At 37.7% G+C, this 17,520-nt stretch carries 18 protein-coding genes; 17 read left to right on the forward strand and 1 reads right to left on the reverse strand.

The window, feature by feature from the left end; genetic code table 11:
• Window positions 1-572: 572 nt before the first annotated feature.
• Window positions 573-1,028 carry a hypothetical protein gene (locus H7N67_RS07205; protein WP_187939548.1) on the reverse strand — a complete coding sequence of 152 codons (456 nt, stop codon included), beginning with the start codon at window positions 1,026-1,028 and terminating at the stop codon, window positions 573-575.
• 297 nt (window positions 1,029-1,325) lie between these two features.
• On the opposite strand from H7N67_RS07205, the gene H7N67_RS07210 reads away from it, so the two are divergent.
• From H7N67_RS07210 to tolB, 17 genes are all read left to right on the forward strand, one after another.
• A complete protein-coding gene (locus tag H7N67_RS07210; RefSeq protein ID WP_187939532.1) occupies window positions 1,326-2,627 on the forward strand; it encodes a DUF2130 domain-containing protein in 1,302 nt (433 codons plus the stop codon).
• Between the two features lie 43 nt (window positions 2,628-2,670).
• Window positions 2,671-5,262 carry a TrlF family AAA-like ATPase gene (locus H7N67_RS07215; protein ID WP_187939533.1) on the forward strand — a complete coding sequence of 864 codons (2,592 nt, stop codon included), beginning with the start codon at window positions 2,671-2,673 and terminating at the stop codon, window positions 5,260-5,262.
• A gap of 1 nt (window position 5,263) precedes the next feature.
• A complete protein-coding gene (gene fmt, locus H7N67_RS07220) occupies window positions 5,264-6,181 on the forward strand; it encodes a methionyl-tRNA formyltransferase (protein ID WP_187939534.1) in 918 nt (305 codons plus the stop codon).
• Window positions 6,182-6,189: 8 nt separating this feature from the next.
• Window positions 6,190-6,828, forward strand: a complete 639-nt coding sequence (locus H7N67_RS07225; RefSeq protein ID WP_187939535.1) for a biotin--[acetyl-CoA-carboxylase] ligase — start codon at window positions 6,190-6,192, stop codon at window positions 6,826-6,828.
• A gap of 5 nt (window positions 6,829-6,833) precedes the next feature.
• Window positions 6,834-7,625, forward strand: coding sequence for a chromosome partitioning ATPase Soj (gene soj / locus H7N67_RS07230; protein WP_232263043.1), 792 nt, complete (start codon window positions 6,834-6,836; stop codon window positions 7,623-7,625).
• A 3-nt stretch (window positions 7,626-7,628) separates the two neighbouring features.
• A complete protein-coding gene (locus H7N67_RS07235; RefSeq protein ID WP_187939537.1) occupies window positions 7,629-8,501 on the forward strand; it encodes a ParB/RepB/Spo0J family partition protein in 873 nt (290 codons plus the stop codon).
• A 110-nt stretch (window positions 8,502-8,611) separates the two neighbouring features.
• A complete protein-coding gene (locus H7N67_RS07240; RefSeq protein ID WP_187939538.1) occupies window positions 8,612-9,046 on the forward strand; it encodes a FoF1 ATP synthase subunit B' in 435 nt (144 codons plus the stop codon).
• 3 nt (window positions 9,047-9,049) lie between these two features.
• A complete protein-coding gene (locus H7N67_RS07245) occupies window positions 9,050-9,565 on the forward strand; it encodes a F0F1 ATP synthase subunit B (RefSeq protein ID WP_000498432.1) in 516 nt (171 codons plus the stop codon).
• Entirely contained in the window at window positions 9,566-10,108 is a 543-nt protein-coding gene (locus H7N67_RS07250) for a F0F1 ATP synthase subunit delta (RefSeq protein ID WP_187939539.1), read from the forward strand.
• 22 nt (window positions 10,109-10,130) lie between these two features.
• Window positions 10,131-11,642 (forward strand): F0F1 ATP synthase subunit alpha, encoded by a 1,512-nt coding sequence (gene atpA / locus H7N67_RS07255; RefSeq protein WP_000080487.1) that lies wholly within the window; start codon window positions 10,131-10,133, stop codon window positions 11,640-11,642.
• A 14-nt stretch (window positions 11,643-11,656) separates the two neighbouring features.
• Window positions 11,657-12,562, forward strand: coding sequence for an ATP synthase F1 subunit gamma (gene atpG, locus H7N67_RS07260; RefSeq protein ID WP_187939540.1), 906 nt, complete (start codon window positions 11,657-11,659; stop codon window positions 12,560-12,562).
• Between the two features lie 30 nt (window positions 12,563-12,592).
• Window positions 12,593-13,993, forward strand: a complete 1,401-nt coding sequence (atpD, locus tag H7N67_RS07265) for a F0F1 ATP synthase subunit beta (RefSeq protein ID WP_187939549.1) — start codon at window positions 12,593-12,595, stop codon at window positions 13,991-13,993.
• A gap of 10 nt (window positions 13,994-14,003) precedes the next feature.
• Window positions 14,004-14,375: an ATP synthase F1 subunit epsilon gene (atpC, locus tag H7N67_RS07270; protein ID WP_001196333.1), complete on the forward strand. Its 372-nt coding sequence runs from the start codon at window positions 14,004-14,006 to the stop codon at window positions 14,373-14,375.
• A gap of 10 nt (window positions 14,376-14,385) precedes the next feature.
• Window positions 14,386-14,955 carry a MotA/TolQ/ExbB proton channel family protein gene (locus H7N67_RS07275; protein ID WP_000887301.1) on the forward strand — a complete coding sequence of 190 codons (570 nt, stop codon included), beginning with the start codon at window positions 14,386-14,388 and terminating at the stop codon, window positions 14,953-14,955.
• A gap of 51 nt (window positions 14,956-15,006) precedes the next feature.
• The gene (locus tag H7N67_RS07280) at window positions 15,007-15,408 is read left to right on the forward strand and encodes an ExbD/TolR family protein (RefSeq protein WP_001105106.1); all 402 of its coding nucleotides are present in this window, start codon (window positions 15,007-15,009) and stop codon (window positions 15,406-15,408) included.
• An 18-nt stretch (window positions 15,409-15,426) separates the two neighbouring features.
• Window positions 15,427-16,263: an energy transducer TonB gene (locus tag H7N67_RS07285; RefSeq protein ID WP_165538257.1), complete on the forward strand. Its 837-nt coding sequence runs from the start codon at window positions 15,427-15,429 to the stop codon at window positions 16,261-16,263.
• On the forward strand, window positions 16,260-17,513 hold the full coding sequence (tolB, locus tag H7N67_RS07290; RefSeq protein ID WP_187939541.1) for a Tol-Pal system protein TolB: 1,254 nt from the start codon (window positions 16,260-16,262) through the stop codon (window positions 17,511-17,513). The genes H7N67_RS07285 and tolB overlap by 4 nt, the downstream gene beginning before the upstream one ends.
• Window positions 17,514-17,520 lie beyond the last annotated feature (7 nt).

The raw sequence follows: 17,520 nt of genomic DNA on the forward strand, positions 1-17,520 counted from the left end.
CGGTTGGATCACCTCCTTTCTAGAGAAAAGCTTTTAACATTCGCTTGTTAAAAGCCAAAGAGTATTACCTGACAAAAGAGCTTCTTGTTGCTTAGTTTTGAAGGATTGAGCTTATTCTTTCTTATTTACTTCTTGGTTGTTTTTAATATTTGCTTGCTTATTGTTTATTATTTCTTAATACTTATATTTTTAGTTGTTAGTGTCTTTATATTTAATGTTTAATGTGTTTAGTTTGCTTGTGTTGGATTTAGCGTTGAGCTTTCTTAATTCTTTTGTTTAGATTTATTGCTTCTTGTTGTTTAATGTTTAATGATTTTAATCGCTTGATTTGGATTTTTACTGCTTATGGTTTTTTGCTTGTTGTTTTTGTTGTTTCTTATTTCTTAATGTTTGATTTTTGCTTTTGGTGTTTTTGGTGGGTCTGAGCTGATTATGAATGCGTTTGGATTTGAAAATTCTGTTCTTATCAAGTATTGGTGTTTAAAGTCTTATTTTTATAGTTTTAAGTTTTATTTTATAGTGAAATTCATAAGGGGGTGGGGGTTATTTTTGATTTTTAATGCCCTATATTTCTAGAGTTTTAAACGCTCAAGGATTTGGGTTTTAATTTCTTTCGGATCTAATTGAACAAGTTGTTGGCGTTCAAAATTGCGTGCCTGAAAATCAATGCAATGCAATAACTCAAAAATAATAGAATCGTTTTCATAGGGGGCAACTAGGCGCATGCCCGAATAATGGAATTGAGCGCAAGAAAGTGTAATAAATGCGCTGTAGGGTTTTAATAAGGGATTTTCATTATGTGGATTGAGTTTGATAATACTTCCAAAAGCAATTGTTTTTATATTTTTGTTTTCATCAGATGGGCTTTGTAAAATAACTTGTTCTAAAAAATGATTGATGAGTGGCACTCTATGCGCTGATGCGGGTCTAGAGATAGACGCCTTTTGTAATGCTGATGCAAGACTTCTTCCCATTGTATTATTCTTTAAAACTTGCGCTTTTGGGACAACTTGCAACTGATCAATCATTATCTCAATTGCTTCATTTATAATGTAGTTTTTATGCGAAGGGTATTTTTTGCCTTTTTTATTTTTTGTTGTTTGTGGGAATGCTAAGAAAAAGTCCTTACCTTCATAGATGACAAAATAAGGGCGTTTTTCTCGTTGCTCATGACCTTTATTATGTCTGTTTTTATAATAAATGTCCATGTTAATAACTCCTTATTTAAATCCCTATTTTACTGAACTTATTGGATAAAACCTGCTTAAGCTAAATTGATCTCATTCTATTATAAAATATAAAAAATCAAATCTTAAAGGAAAATCATGCAAGAAAATCAAACCCGCCCTTTTATATGCCCCAAGTGTCAAGAGCCAATTGATGTGAATGAAGCGCTATACAAACAGATTGAATCAGAAAATCAAAGCCGGTTTTTAGCCCAGCAAAAAGAGTTTGAAAAAGAAGTGAATGAAAAAAGAGCGCAGTATCACACTCATCTTAAAATGTTAGAGCAAAAAGAAGAGGCCCTAAAAGAGCGGGCAAAAGAGCAACAGGCTCAATTTGATGATGCGGTCAAACAAGCGAGCGCTTTAGCCTTGCAAGATGAAAGGGCTAAGATCATTGAAGAAGCCAGAAAAAACGCTTTTTTAGAACAGCAAAAGGGCTTGGAATTGTTGCAAAAAGAATTAGACGAGAAGTCCAAACAAGTCCAGGAATTGCACCAGAAAGAAGCGGAAATTGAAAGACTCAAAAGAGAAAATAACGAAGCAGAGAGCCGATTGAAAGCTGAAAATGAAAAAAAATTGAATGAAAAATTGGATCTGGAAAGGGAAAAAATAGAAAAAGCCTTGCATGAAAAAAATGAATTGAAATTCAAGCAGCAAGAAGAGCAATTAGAAATGTTAAGAAACGAGTTGAAAAACGCTCAAAGAAAGGCGGAGTTAAGCTCGCAGCAATTCCAAGGCGAGGTGCAAGAATTGGCGATTGAAGAGTTTTTGAGGCAAAAATTCCCCCTAGATAGTGTTGAAGAAATCAAAAAAGGGCAAAGAGGGGGCGATTGCATTCAAGTGGTGCATACTAGGGAATTTCAAAATTGCGGGAAAATTTATTATGAGAGCAAACGCACTAAAGAATTCCAAAAAGCTTGGGTGGAAAAGCTTAAAAGCGACATGCGAGAGATTGGGGCTGATGTGGGGGTCATTGTGAGTGAAGCGCTGCCTAAAGAGATGGAGAGGATGGGGTTATTTGAAGGGGTGTGGGTGTGTTCATTTGAAGAGTTTAAGGGGTTGAGCGCGGTGTTAAGAGAGGGGGTTATTCAAGTGAGTTTGGCTAAAAAGAGTCAGGAAAATAAGGGCGATAAAGTGGATTTGCTCTATCGTTATTTGACAAGCTCTGAATTTTCTATGCAAGTGAATGCGATTATAGAGGGGTTTGAGCAATTGAGAGCGGATTTAGAAAGCGAAAAACGCGCGATGAATAAGATTTGGAAAAGCAGGGAAAAACAAATTGACAAAGTGTTTGAGGGTACGATTAACATGTATGGCTCTATTAAGGGCATTGCGGGTAATGCTATTGGGCAAGTGAAGGCGCTAGAGCTTGGGTATGATGAGGAAGATTTAGAAGATTAGTTTTTATGGTGTGCTTTGAGATAGTATGATATTAGGAGAAAATATGGGCAATAAAGATCAGAATAAAGGTTCAAGTTGGCATAAATGGGATTTGCATGTGCATACGATATACACACATTTAAATATGGAGTATCAATGTTATGAAGAGAAGTTTATACAAAAACTATACGATGGCAAGATTGATTGTATTGGATTAACGAACTATTTTAAGTTTAATGAGAAAGAATTTGAATTAAAAGAAAAAATAGAAGAGAGGGGCATTAAGGTTTTTTATAATTTAGAAGTCAGGTTGGATTATCAAAATAAGGAAGATCAGTGTTTGGATTTCCATATTATTTTTTCAGATAAGGTTTCAAGTGATGGCATCAAAAAGTTTTTATTAAATATGAAAGCCAATGTTTGTGGGATTGAGAAAAAACTTGCAGATTTAGAAAAAGATGATTTTGATAAAGCGGTAGTCAATTTTGATCAATTGTTGGAATGTTTAGAGGAAGAGTCTTTAAACTTGATGGGCAAGTATTTGCTAGGGTTTTTATCAAGCGGGCACGGCAGTTCTCGCAGTAGCAGTAATTATGAAAAAATAGTTAAAAAAGTCCATTTTTTAATCCACTCATCAAATAAGCAAGAAAACCTTAAAAAGGATAGAGAATTTTGGCTTAAATATAACAAACCTCTCTTACAGAGTAGCGATGCCCACGAAGAGGATTCAATAGGGGAAAAATACACTTGGATAAAGGCTGAAAAAACCTTTGAAGGGTTAAAACAAATTATTTATGAGCCAGAAACAAGAGTGAGTATTGATAAAGAGAAACCTCAAGATCCTTTGTATAAGATAGATTGTGTGGGGTTGTGCTTTGATGGAGAGGTAAAAATCACCAATGAAAAAGGCGATACTCCTTTTTGTTATGCAGGATTTAATGAAACACTATTTTTTAGTCCTAACTTTACTTGTGTGATAGGGGGTAGAGGGAGCGGTAAAAGCACTTTGTTGCAATTGATAGCCTCAGCAATTAAAAATAATAGTTTTGTGAAAGGCTTAAAACATGAAACTATTCAAAAATGTATAGAGATACAGCCAGACACAGTGGATAGCGTAGAGTATTTGGCTCAAAATGAGGTAGAAGAATTTGCAACTAATGTTTCAAAATTCACAGAGGCTATTTTTAACAGAATAGATAGCAAGTTAAGTGGAAAACTTAAGGAGTTAGAAAAGCAAATTACAAAAAGCATTGAAAAGTTTGATGAGCAAATCGCATATTGGCAAGAAAAGACCAAGCTAGAAGAACAATTAAAAGAGAGCGAAAAAATAAGAAAGAAATACCAAAGTATTGTAGATGCTTATACCGATAAAGACTATTTGGACAAAAGAGATAAATTGCAAGCAAAACGCAAAGCGCTCATTGATTTAAAACAATCCAAAGAGGGGTTTTTGACTTTTATTAAAGAATTAAAACGGGTTGTGAATTTTGAATCAAAAGAAAACATGGAAGAAAAGAATAGCTATGATAAGGTCTATAACCAGCTCAAACAAGATATTTGCAAGAAACTTGAAGAGATAGATGCAGATATAAAAAACGGGCGTTTCAAAAGCGATGAAGAGAATATAGAAAAGCTAGAATCAGAACACCAGATATTACTCCAAGAGATTGGGGAATTTCTTAAAGAAAAAGGCGTGAGCGATGAAAGTATAGGAGATGTTAGAAACGCTAATTACCATTTGGCAAACATAAAAATGAATATTAATGATTTAAAGTATAAAATAGAAGAGACTACTAACAAAATAGAGGGTTTTTCTTATGGAGATATTGATAAAAATATTGAAGAATTTAAAGATCAAATCAATGAGGAATTAAGCAAAATCAATTCGGCTTTTGAAGAAATTTCAAAAAATCACAAAGAAGTGAAACCAATTACCATAGAATATCGTTTGAATGAAGATATTTTTGAAGAGGTTTTTGAGGATTTTGATAAGTTGGTGGATAAGGGTTTTAATGCCCAAAGACACCAATCAAAAATCAAGGAATATTTAAAAGAAATTGAATTAAAAAATGTTACAGGTATGCAACACGCAGAATTTATAGAAGAGCTTGATAGCCGAATTGAAAATAAAAAAGCGGCATTTTATGAAACCATGAAAGATATATTGGATAGAGAAATTCATTTTCAAATCTATCGGCTTCTCATTCTCAAACATTTAAGGAATGTTGAAAAATATAAAATTTTTAAAGTCCGTTATGACAAAAGAGCTTTAAACGAGACTTCCTTTGGGCAAAAATGCACGGCTGTATTGGTTGTCCTTTTATCTTTAGGGAATAACCCCATCATCATTGATGAGCCAGAAGCGCACTTGGATAGTGCTTTAATCGCTAATTATTTAGTTGCTTTAATTAAAAAGCAGAAACAAAAAAGACAAATTATTTTTGCCACCCATAACGCTAATTTTGTTTTGAACGCTGATGCAGAGCTAATTATTCAGTTAAAAAATGAGAATAATAAGATAGTTGCACAGTCTTTTATGATTGAGAGCGATGCATATAAAGAGGATTTATTAAAATTAGAGGGAGGCGAAAAAGCTTTTAAGGATCGTGAAAGAAAGTATGGCATTACAAAAGATAAAACTAAAAACAAGGAATAACATGTGCATCTTATTTATGGGAACGCCGGGGTTTGCTGAAGTGATCTTAAGGGCGTTGGTTGAAAATAAAAATAACCATATAGAAGTGGTGGGGCTATTCACTCAAATAGATAAACCTTTTGGGCGCAAAAAAGAATTGAAAGTCCCAGAGACTAAAACATACATTTTAGAAAATCATTTAAACATCCCCATTTTCCAACCGCAAAGTTTGAAAGAGCCTGAAGTTCAAATTTTAAAAGACTTGAAGCCTGATTTTATCGTGGTGGTGGCTTATGGTAAGATTTTGCCTAAAGAGGTTTTAGCCATCGCTCCTTGCATTAATGTGCATGCGTCGTTATTGCCCAAATACAGGGGGGCTTCGCCCATTCATGAGATGATACTCAATGACGATAGGATTTATGGCATAAGCACCATGCTTATGGATTTGGAATTGGATAGCGGGGATATTTTAGAAAGCGCTTCTTTTTTAAGAGGAGATTATTTGGATTTAGAAACTTTAAGTTTAAAATTAGCACATATGGGAGCGGATTTACTCCTTTCAACGCTCAAAAATTTCTCTTCTATCACAAGAAAGTCTCAAGATCACACGCAGGCTACTTTTTGTAAAAAAATCACCAAAGCCGATGGTTTAGTGGGTTTTAAAGACGCTAAAAATTTGTTTTTAAAATCGCTTGCGTTTAAATCTTGGCCAGAAATCTTTTTAGAAAATAGCCTTAAACTTTTAGATGTAGAATTGGTGGAGAACGAAAAGAGCCACAAGGAAGGCGAGATTTTAGCAATTGATGAAAAAGGCGTTCTTGTAGGCTGCTTGAAAGGCAGCGTGCGTATAGCAAGGTTGCAAGCGGTGGGTAAAAAGCCTTTGAAAGCGAAGGATTATTTGAATGGCAAGCGTTTGAAAGCGGGCGATATTTTGGCATGAGAAAAAGCATGAGAAAATGTGAAAAAAGGGTTTTTGATAGCCTGCCTTCCACGCAAACTTATCTTTTAGAAAAACTTAAAAACGATGCGCTTAAAGCCCCCATTTTGATTGTGGCTAAAAACCAAAGCGCTGGGATAGGCAGTAGGGGGAATATTTGGGAGAGCACAAAAAGCGCTTTGACTTTTTCACTCGCTTTAAACGCAAGCGATTTGCCTAACGATTTACCCGTGCAAGCGAACGCTTTGTATTTAGGGTTTTTATTCAAAGAAGTTTTAAAAGAGCTAGGCTCTCAAACCTGGCTTAAATGGCCTAACGATTTGTATTTGGGGGGTCAAAAAATAGGGGGCGTGCTGGTTAATATTTATAAAGGCATGCGGGTGTGCGGCATTGGCGTGAATAGGGTTTCAACAAAATGGGCATGTTTAGATATTGGCGCGAGCGACGATTGGATTATAGAGGGCTTTTTAAAAAAAATAGAAGAAAATCTTTTTTGGGGGGAAGTTTTAAGTAAGTATGCGTTAGAATTTCACAGAAGCAACTCTTTTAGCTTCCATAATGATTGCAATGAAGCGATGAGTTTGAAAGATGCGGAATTGTTAGAAGACGGCCGCATTTGTATTAAAGGTAAGATTTATGATAGGATGTGAGTATGATGAGTGAAATCATTGCAGTGGCTAATCAAAAAGGGGGTGTGGGCAAAACGACAACAGCGGTTAATTTATCGGCTTCTTTAGCGGTGCATGAAAAAAAAATCTTGTTGATTGATTTTGACCCTCAAGCCAACGCCACTTCAAGCTTGGGTTTTAGGCGCGATAAAATTGATTATGATATTTATCATGTGCTGATTGGCCGTAAGCAAATTTCTCAAGTGATCTTAAAAACCCAAATGCCTTTTTTGGATTTAGTGCCTTCTAATTTGGGTTTGGCCGGGTTTGAAAAAACCTTTTATGACAGCCAAGATGAGAATAAACGAGGCGAGCTCATGCTCAAAAACGCCTTAGAGAGTGTGGTGGGGCTTTATGATTATATTATTATTGATTCCCCGCCAGCTCTAGGGCCTCTCACGATCAATTCGCTTTCAGCAGCCCATTCGGTGATCATTCCTATCCAATGCGAGTTCTTTGCCCTTGAAGGCACTAAATTATTGCTTAACACCATTAGAATGCTGCAAAAAAGCACGAACCCTAAGCTCAAAATCAGAGGTTTTTTACCCACAATGCATGTCCCTCAACTCAATTTGACAAAAGGGGTTTTAGCGGAATTGTTCAAGTATTTTGACTCAGAGTTTTTTAGAGATTCAGCTACAGGAGAGTATATTATGATCCCTAAAAGCGTGAAACTAGCGGAATCGCCTAGTTTTGGTAAGCCCATCTTGCTCTATGATATTAAATCTAATGGCAGTATCGCTTATCAAAAATTAGCTCAAAGCATTCTTCGGGGGTAGCATATGGCAAAAAATAAAGTGTTGGGTAGGGGTTTAGCGGATATTTTCCCTGAAATCAATGAAGTGTATGAGCAGGGGCTGTATGAAAGAGCGAATCGGGTTGTGGAGCTTGGTATTGATGAGGTGATGCCTAATCCCTACCAGCCCAGAAAAATCTTTAGCGAAGATTCTTTAGAAGAATTAGCGCAATCCATTAAAGAGCATGGTTTGTTGCAACCGGTTTTGGTGGTGAGTGAGAACGGGCGTTACCATTTGATCGCTGGTGAAAGGCGCTTAAGAGCGAGCAAATTAGCTAAAATGCCTACGATTAAAGCGATTGTTGTGGATATTGAGCAAGAAAAAATGCGCGAAGTGGCGTTGATTGAAAATATCCAGCGAGAAGATTTAAACCCTTTAGAGTTGGCTAGATCTTATAAAGAATTGCTTGAAAGCTATCAAATGACCCAAGAAGAGCTGTCTAAAATCGTTAAAAAATCCAGAGCCCATGTGGCTAATATCATGCGTTTATTGACGCTTTCTTCTAAGGTTCAAAACGCTCTTTTAGAAGAAAAAATCACTTCAGGGCATGCAAAAGTTTTGGTGGGTTTAGATGGAGAAAAACAAGAATTGATCTTAAATTCCATCATAGGGCAGAAACTCAGCGTGCGCCAGACAGAAGATTTAACGCGTGATTTTAAAATAAACGCAAATTTTGACAATAAAAAACATGGTTTCAAGCAAACCCAAACGCTCATCGCTGAAGATGAATTAGAACGCTTCAATCAAAGTTTGTGGGATCATTACAAGCTTAAAGCCACTTTGAAAGGGAATAAAATCGTTTTACGATGTTATGAAAATTCTCTTTTAGAGGCTTTTATGAAAAAAATGATGTCTTAACGCTTGAATATTCTCAAATTTTAAGCGATTTTTTGTTAAGATAGAGTTAATGTTTTTATAACAAATGCGAGTTTCAAATATTTTGTAGGATTTTAGGAAAGAAATAGGTTATGAATATATCGGTTAACCCCTATTTAATGGCGGTCGTTTTTGTGGTGTTTGTGTTATTGTTGTGGGCGATGAATGTTTGGGTGTATAGGCCTTTGTTGGCTTTTATGGATAACAGACAGGCAGAGATAAAGGATAGCTTGGCTAAAATCAAAACGGATAATGCCCAAAGTGTGGAGATTGGTCATCAAATTGAGACTCTTCTTAAAGAAGCAGCTGAAAAGCGTAGGGAAGTGATAGCAGAAGCGATTCGAAAAGCTGCAGAGTCTTATGACGCTGTGATCAAGCAAAAAGAGAACGAACTCAATCAAGAGTTTGAAGCGTTTGCGAAGCAATTACAAAATGAAAAGCAAGTCTTAAAAGAGCAGTTGCAAGCACAAATGCCGGTATTTGAAGACGAGTTAAACAAGCGTGTGGCTATGGGTTTAGGGAGTTGATGAATGTTTGTAGTTAAAATGGTGTTAGGGTTTTTGATCCTTTTAAGCCCTTTGTGCGCTACTGGATTGGATATTTCACAAACAGATATTATAGAGCGTTCTTTAAATTTCCTTTTATTTGCGGGGATTTTGTGGTATTTTCTGGCTAAAAAACTGCGTTCATTTTTACGCTCCAAAAGCCTTGAAATCTCCAAACGATTAGAAGAGATTCAAGCCCAACTTAAAGTGAGTAAAGAAAATAAGAAAAAACTCTTAAAAGAATTAGAGCAAGCCAAAGAAAAAGCTGAATTAATTATTTCTGATGCGAATAAAGAAGCTTACACGATCACGCAAAAATACGAATTGCAAACCAAAATGGATGTGGAAAATTTGATCAAAAATTCTAAGGCGTTGATGGATTTAGAAGTTAAAAAGATCAAAAGAGAGCTGGTTGAAAGCGTTTTTAAAGATCTAAGAGAGAGCAAAAAAGTCTCTTTCAATGCGCAAGATTGCGTGAATATTTTGAAACAAAGGCTTTAAATGCAAGATTTAAAAGTGATCTCTAAGCATTATGCTAAGGCGTTGAAAAACCACACTAAAGGCGATTTAGCGTTATTGGAAGAAATTGTTGTGGGGCTTAAAAATGCAGCAGAAGCCATAAAATTACACAAACTCAACCAGGTGTTAGCTCATGTTTCTTTAAAAGTTAAAAAAGAGGTTGTATTTGAAATCTTAGAAAAAATAACTTCCACAAAAGCATGTTCAGTTTTAAAGCCTGTAATGGAAGTGGTGTTAAAAAATAACCGGCTTGACATGTTGGAATTAGTCGCTGAAGAGCTGTCTTTTGATTCTAAAAGGACTTTAGAAGCCACACTTTTAGTCCCACAAAAGCTTGAAAATAGTGAACTAGAAGCCGTGCAACAAAAATTGCAAGCTCGTTTTAACGCCCCTGTAGAAATCGCTCAAGACACTTGGTCTAAAAAAGGGGTTTCTTTGAGCGTTTCAAGCCTGGATTTAGAAATAGGCTTTTCTAAAGAAGATATTTTAAAGAAAATAGAAAAACAGGTTATTCAATCTATTTAATCAATCTAAGGAGATAAAGATAATGTCCCAACTAAAATTGGAAGAAATCAGCTCGGTTATTGAAGAAAAAATCAAGAATTTTGAACTTGATTGCGATATGGCTGAAGTAGGAAAAGTCGTTTCATATGCGGATGGTGTGGCTAAGGTTTATGGCTTAAATGGTGTGATGTCGTATGAAGTGCTAGAGTTTGAAACAGGGGATAAAGGCGTTGCGGCTAACTTAGAAGAAGATAGCGTTGGCGTGATTGTGTTTGGTTTTGGCAACAATATTAAAGAGGGGACTAGCGTTAAACGCACGAAAAATTTGATGAAAGTTCCTGTTGGCGATGCGGTTGTGGGGCGCGTGTTGAACGCTTTGGGTGAGCCTATTGATGGCAAGGGTGAGATAGAAACGAATGAGTTCAGTCTCATCGAGCAAAAAGCCCCAGGCATTATGGACAGGAAATCTGTGCATGAGCCTTTACAAACTGGCATTAAAGCCATTGATGCGTTGGTGCCTATTGGGCGCGGGCAAAGGGAATTGATTATTGGGGATAAACAAACCGGTAAAACCACCGTAGCGATCGATGCGATCATTAACCAAAAAGGGCAAAATGTGATCTGTATCTATGTGGCTATTGGGCAAAAAGAATCCACTGTCGCGCAAGTGGTCCGCAAATTAGAAGAATACGGAGCGATGGAATACAGCGTCGTGATCAACGCTTCGGCTTCAGATTCAGCTGCAATGCAATATTTAGCCCCTTATTCAGGTGTGGCTATGGGGGAATACTTTAGAGATCATGCCCGCCATGCCCTAATCATTTATGATGATTTGAGTAAGCATGCTGTCGCTTACAGAGAGATTTCTTTGATTTTGAGAAGACCCCCAGGTAGGGAGGCTTTTCCTGGAGATGTGTTTTATATCCACTCACGGCTTTTAGAAAGAGCGGCTAAACTTTGCGATGAAAAGGGTGCCGGCTCTTTGACTGCACTCCCTATTGTGGAAACTCAAGCGGGCGATGTTTCAGCCTATATCCCTACGAATATCATTTCTATTACAGACGGGCAAATTTTCTTAGAAACGGATTTGTTTTATTCAGGGATCCGCCCAGCTATTAATGTGGGCTTGTCGGTTTCAAGGGTTGGAGGGGCCGCTCAAATCAAAGCGACCAAGCAGGTTTCAGGGACTTTACGCCTGGATTTAGCGCAATACAGAGAGTTGCAAGCCTTCACGCAGTTCGCTTCTGATTTAGATGAAGCGAGTAAAAAGCAATTAGAAAGGGGGCAACGCATGGTGGAAGTGCTGAAACAAGCCCCTTATTCGCCCTTACCGATTGAAAAGCAAGTGGTCATTATTTATGCTGGGGCTAAGGGCTTTTTAGACAGCGTGAGCGTGAAAAAAGTCGTGGATTTTGAAGAACAACTGCACCCTTTCTTGGAAGCAAAATACCCCCAAGTTTTAGAAGAAATCCACACTAAGAAAGCGTTAGATAAGGATTTAGAAGCCATGCTAAAAAAAGTTTTAGAGGAATTTAAGCTCACTTATAGCGAGTAGGAGACGGCTAGAATATGGCGAATTTAAGAGACATTAGAAAGAAAATTGGAAGCGTTAAAAACACGCAAAAAATCACGCATGCGATGAAACTCGTTTCCACTTCCAAGCTAAGAAAAGCCGAAGAAGTTGCAAGAAATTCCAGAGCGTATGCACTGAAACTAGACGCCGTGTTTGATGATGTGTTATCCAAGATGAGAAATCAAAGGATTGAAGACATTCAAAGCAAGTATTTTAGGGAATTAGAAAGACTTGAAATCAAAAAAGTGGATATTATTTTCATCACAGCTGATAAGGGGCTTTGCGGAGGTTTTAACACCAATACTATTAAAAAGGTTTTAGCATGCACGAATGAATACAAAGCTAAAGACATTAAGGTGCGTTTGCGCGGTATTGGTAAAAAGGGTAATGAGTATTTTAGCTTTAATGGGATAGAGGTTTTAGACAAGATTAATAATTTAAGCTCTATGCCTAATTATGAACGCGCGCAAGAGTTCATGAAAAAAGTGGTAGAGGATTATTTGAGCGGGAAAACCGATAAGGTGATTATCATTCATAATGGCTTTAAAAACATGATCAGCCAAGAAATAAGAGTGAAAACGATTTTACCTATTGGGTATAAAATCATCCACCAAAACCCCAACCCTAGTGAGACGCAAGAGACCATTACCAGTGAGCCAAGCGGGAGCGAAGATGAAATTTTAGACTCTTTGGCAGAAAAATATGTAGAGTATAGTTTATACTATGCTTTGATTGATTCTTTAGCCGCAGAGCATAGCGCTAGAATGCAGGCTATGGATACAGCGACGAATAACGCTAAGGATTTGGTTAAAACTTTAACCATTTCTTATAATAAAGCCAGACAAGAGGCGATTACGACCGAGCTAGTGGAAATCAATGCTGGCGTAGAAGCCCTAAAATAAAAATTACATTAATAAGGAGCGATGAAAGCGATGGAAGGCAAAATCATTCAGGTTTTAGGCCCTGTGGTAGATGTGGAGTTTGAATCCTATCTACCGGCGATTTTTGAAGCGTTAGACATTAATTTTGAAGTCAATGGCACTCAAAAATCTTTAGTTTTAGAGGTGGCGGCCCATTTGGGCGGTAATCGGGTGCGAGCGATTGCTATGGATATGACAGAAGGCTTGGTGCGTAACCAGATCGTCAAAGCTCGCGGCAAGATGATTGAAGTGCCTGTGGGCGAAGAAGTGTTAGGGCGTATTTTTAATGTTGTGGGCGAGAGCATTGACAATTTAGAGCCGCTTAATCCGTCCTTAACTTGGCCCATTCACAGAAAAGCCCCTAGTTTTGAGCAGCAAAGCACTAAAACAGAAATGTTTGAAACCGGTATTAAAGTCATTGACTTGCTCGCGCCTTATTCTAAGGGCGGTAAAGTAGGCTTGTTTGGCGGGGCTGGCGTAGGGAAAACGGTGATCATTATGGAGCTTATCCACAATGTGGCTTATAAGCATAACGGGTATTCGGTGTTTGCAGGTGTGGGGGAGCGCACCAGAGAAGGGAACGATCTGTATTTTGAGATGAAAGAAGGGGGCGTTTTAGACAAAGTCGCGCTGTGCTATGGGCAAATGAATGAGCCACCAGGCGCTAGGAATCGCATCGCATTCACCGGCTTGACGATGGCGGAGTATTTTCGTGATGAAAAGGGCTTAGATGTGTTGATGTTCATTGATAACATCTTTAGATACGCTCAAAGCGGTGCGGAAATGAGCGCGCTATTAGGCCGTATCCCTTCAGCGGTGGGGTATCAGCCCACGCTAGCCGGGGAAATAGGGAAACTTCAAGAGCGCATCGCTTCCACTAAAAATGGTTCTATCACTTCCGTTCAAGCGGTGTATGTGCCAGCCGATGACTTGACTGACCCAGCCCCTGCTTCGGTGTTTGCGCACTTAGATGCGACTACGGTGTTGAATAGAAAGATCGCTGAAAAAGGAATTTATCCTGCAGTTGATCCTTTGGATTCCACTTCAAGGATTTTAAGCCCTCAAATGATCGGCGAGAAGCACTATGAAATCGCCACCGGTATCCAGCAAGTTTTGCAAAAATACAAGGATTTGCAAGATATTATTGCGATTTTGGGCTTAGACGAATTGAGCGAAGAGGATAAAAAAACGGTTGAAAGGGCCAGAAAAATTGAGAAGTTTTTATCCCAGCCGTTTTTTGTGGCTGAAGTGTTTACGGGAAGTCCCGGTAAGTATGTGACTCTTCAAGAGACTTTAGAGGGCTTTGGAGGGATTTTAGAGGGCAAATACGATCATATCCCTGAGAACGCATTTTACATGGTGGGTAGCATTCAAGAGGTCTTAGAAAAAGCTAAAAACATGAAAAATTCCTAAGGGTTTTGTGATGGCTTTATTAAAGATTAGTGTGGTGGTTCCTGAGGGGGAAGTTTATACAGGAGAGGTTAAAAGCGTTGTGTTGCCAGGAGTTGAAGGGGAATTTGGGGTGCTTTATGGGCATAGCAACATGATCACCTTGCTTCAGGCGGGAGTGGTTGAGATTGAAACCGAAAACCAAAAAGAGCACATTGCGATCAATTGGGGCTATGCGGAAGTTACTAATGAACGGGTGGATATTTTAGCCGATGGGGCGGTCTTTATTAAAAGAGAATCGGACGACAGAGATGATGCTATCTCTAGGGCTAAAAAGCTTTTAGAGGACGCAAGCTCTGATAGGTTAGCGGTCTCTAGCGTGCTGGCTAAGATTGAGTCTCTTTAAGGGGATAATCATGTTAGATTCAATCGTTTATTTTTTCAATAAGAGCGGGTTTGTTACCACGCTTGTTTTAGCTTGGATTTCGCTTTATTTGGTGATGACCTTATGGGTCTTTTTGTATAAGAGCATTGTGCTAAAGATTGAACTCAAGCGCGAGATGCAATCTTTGTCTAACATTCTTAATGGGGCGCAAGACGCTCCAGAGCATTTCATGTTTAATAAAAAAAGAAATGATGAAACCAAAAGGTATTCTAATGAATTGTTGCAGGCTTGGAAACACCAGGTTCTTAAGCAAAGCACGACAGGTTTAGTGGTGTTGAGCATCATCTCTTCTACAGCCCCCTTTATTGGTTTGTTTGGAACGGTGGTTGAAATTTTAGAAGCGTTTAACAATTTGGGCGCGTTAGGTCAAGCTTCTTTTGGGGTGATCGCGCCCATTATTTCTAAGGCTCTTATCGCCACCGCTGCAGGGATTTTAGCGGCCATTCCAGCCTATTCTTTTTACTTGATTTTAAAGCGCAAGGTGTATGATTTATCGGTTTATGTGCAGATGCAAGTGGATATTTTGTCTTCTAAAAAATAAAGCTTTAAGGGGATTTTATAAATATCTTAAATAGGGAGTTAGAAGGTTTTTATGAATTATGATAACTATTGGGATGAAGACAAGCCAGAACTCAATATCACGCCCTTAGTGGATGTGATGCTTGTTTTATTGGCTATTCTTATGGTAACGACGCCCACTCTTACTTATAAAGAAGAAATTGCTTTGCCTTCTGGTTCAAAAACTGCTAGAGCCACTCAAGATAAAATGATAGAGATTCGCATGGATAAAGACGCAAAAATCTATATAGACAGTCAAACCTATGAATACAACTCCTTCCCGGATACTTTCAATTTGCTTTCTAAGAAATACGATAAAGATACTAGGGTTAGTATCCGCGCGGACAAGCGATTGACTTATGACAAAGTGATTTATTTACTAAAAACGATTAAAGAAGCGGGGTTTTTAAAAGTTTCTTTAATCACAAGTCCTTAAAAAGTAGGGCCAATTTGCATGAGTAAGAGCGCGATCTTTGTTGTTTCTGGCTTTTTAGCGTTCTTGCTCTATGCTTTATTATTATATGGTTTGTTGCTAGAAAGGCACAATAAAGAAGCGGAGAAAATCCTTTTAGATTTGGGCAAAAAAAACGAACAAGTCATTGATTTGAATTTAGAAGATTTGCCAAGCGATGAAAAAAAAGATGAGAAAAAAGATGAAAAAGCAGAAGAAAAAAAAGATGAAAAAGTAGTTGAAAAAAATGCAACTGATAAGGAGGGCGATTTTTTAGAGCCTAAAGAAGAACCCAAAGAAGAGCCTGAAGAAAGCCTTGAAGATATTTTTTCTTCACTCAATGATTTTCAAGAAAAGACAGATAAAAACGCTCAAAAAGACGAGCAAAAAAATAAAGAAGAAGAACAAAGGCGCTTAAGAGAGCAACAACGCTTGAAGCAAAACCAAGAAAACCAAGAGATGTTGAAAGGTTTGCAACAAAATTTGAATCAATTCACGCAAAAATTAGAAAGCGTTAAAAACAAGACTTTAGATTTGCAAATCCCTAAACAAGATGGGGTTGATGAAAAAGCCTATCAAGAATGGTATGCTCAAATCTATCAAATTTTATATAAAGGCTGGAAGGGCGTTTTTTATCACAAGGCTTCAGTGAGCGCGCTGATTATGATCACTAAAGATGGAGAGTTTGATTATACCATTCTTAGCTACTCCGATTTTAAGGATTATAACAAGAGCGTGATGACCCTTTTAGATGATTTAAAGAAAGTGGATTTTCCCCCATATCCTGGAGGCAACATGATTTCTATTAAAGTTAATTTTACGACTAAGGAAGAACAATGAGGTATTTATGGCTTTTTTTAATACACACTATAGGGCTTTTTGCAACAGATAAAACGCTAGATATTATTAAAACCATTCAAAAACTTCCTAAGATTGAAGTGCGCTACTCCATAGACAACGATGCCAATTACGCTTTAAAATTGCATGAAGTCTTAGCGAACGATTTAAAGACTAGCCAGCATTTTGATGTTTCTCAAAATAAGGATCAAGGCGCTATCAATTACGCAGAACTCAAGGATAAAAAAGTCCATCTTGTAGCGTTGGTGAGCGTGGCAGTAGAAAACGGCAATAAAATTTCACGATTAAAACTTTATGATGTGGATACAGGAACGCTCAAAAAGACTTTTGACTACCCTATTGTAAGTTTAGATCTATACCCTTTTGCAGCGCACAACATGGCCATTGTGGTGAACGATTACTTAAAAGCCCCTTCTATCGCTTGGATGAAGCGCCTGATTGTTTTTTCTAAATACATTGGACCAGGAATCACAAACATCGCACTAGCGGATTATACGATGCGTTATCAAAAAGAAATCATCAAAAACAATAGGCTCAATATTTTCCCTAAATGGGCGAACGCTGAGCAAACGGAGTTTTATTACACGCAGTATGGCGAAAGAACGCCCATGATTTTAAAATACAACATTCAAAAAGCCACTCATGAGAATATCGCTAGCTCTCAAGGAATGGCTGTGGTCTCTAGCGTGAGTTCTGATGGCTCTAAAATTTTAATGTCTTTAGCCCCTGATGGCCAACCGGATGTGTATTTGTATGACACGCATAAAAAAACTAAAACTAAAATAACGCGCTATCCTGGGATAGATGTCTCAGGAGTGTTTTTAGAAGATGACAAGTCTATGGCTTTTGTTTCGGATAGATCCGGTTATCCTAACATCTACATGAAGAAATTGGGGTTAAAAGAAAGCGCGGAGCAACTCCTTTATGAAGGAAGAAGCAATGAATCCATTGACGCTTATAAAGATAGTATTGTGTATGTGAGCCGAGAAAACCTTAATGAATTTGGCAAAACGGTGTTTAATTTGAATTTGATCACTCTAAACAGCAAATATATCCGCAGGCTTACCGTGAATGGCTCTAACCAGATACCTAGGTTTTCTATGGATGGGAGAAATATCATGTATATCAAAAAGACACCCCAAGAATACGCCATGGGGCTTATTTTGCTAGACTATAATCAGAGTTTTTTATTCCCTTTAAAGAATGTGAAAATACAAGCCTTTGATTGGTAAGGTTAAA

This window comes from Helicobacter pylori (assembly GCF_014498195.1).
Classification (GTDB): Bacteria; Campylobacterota; Campylobacteria; order Campylobacterales; family Helicobacteraceae; genus Helicobacter; species Helicobacter pylori_DO.